1 protein-coding gene is annotated in these 1,000 nt (G+C 46.3%); it reads left to right on the forward strand.

Going from position 1 to position 1,000, the window contains the following annotated elements; genetic code table 11:
• Window positions 1–1,000 (forward strand): elongation factor Tu (gene tuf / locus AB6D80_RS25085; protein WP_372189927.1); only part of this gene is annotated, 1,000 nt, incomplete at both ends.

A 1,000-nucleotide genomic window follows, 5' to 3' on the forward strand; every position in this document is an offset into this window, starting at 1 on the left:
TGTCTAAAGAAAAATTTGAACGTACGAAACCGCACGTAAACGTTGGTACTATCGGCCACGTTGACCACGGTAAAACAACTCTAACTGCTGCTATCTGTACTACACTTGCAAAAGTGTACGGCGGTGTTGCTAAAGATTTCGCATCTATCGATAACGCTCCAGAAGAGCGCGAGCGCGGTATCACAATCGCAACTTCTCACGTTGAGTACGATACTCCTGAACGTCACTACGCACACGTAGACTGTCCTGGACACGCCGATTATGTTAAAAACATGATCACTGGTGCTGCTCAAATGGACGGCGGTATCCTAGTTGTTGCTGCTACAGATGGCCCTATGCCACAAACTCGTGAGCACATCCTACTTGGTCGTCAAGTTGGTATCCCTTACATCATCGTATTCATGAACAAATGTGACATGGTTGATGACGAAGAGCTACTTGAGCTAGTAGAAATGGAAGTTCGTGAACTTCTTTCTGAGTACGAGTACCCAGGAGACGACCTACCAGTAATTCAAGGTTCTGCACTTGGCGCTCTAAACGGCGAAAAGCAGTGGGAAGACAAGATCGTTGAGCTTGCAGAAGCACTAGATTCTTACATTCCACTTCCAGAGCGTGCTGTTGATCTACCGTTCCTACTTCCTATTGAAGATGTATTCTCAATCCAAGGTCGTGGTACTGTAGTTACTGGTCGTATCGAGCGCGGTATCCTACGTGTAGGTGACGAAGTAGAAATCGTTGGTATCAAAGAGACTACTCTTACTACTTGTACTGGTGTTGAAATGTTCCGTAAACTGCTTGACGAAGGTCGTGCAGGTGAGAACGTTGGTGCACTTCTACGTGGTACTAAGCGTGATGACGTTGAACGTGGCCAAGTACTTTCTGCTAAAGGTTCAATCAACCCACACACTAAGTTTGAGTCTGAAGTATACGTACTTTCTAAAGACGAAGGCGGCCGTCACACTCCTTTCTTCAAGGGTTACCGTCCACAGTTCTACTTCCG

It is taken from the genome of Vibrio sp. 10N.247.310.17 (assembly GCF_041466605.1).
Taxonomy (GTDB): Bacteria; Pseudomonadota; Gammaproteobacteria; order Enterobacterales; family Vibrionaceae; genus Vibrio; species Vibrio tasmaniensis_A.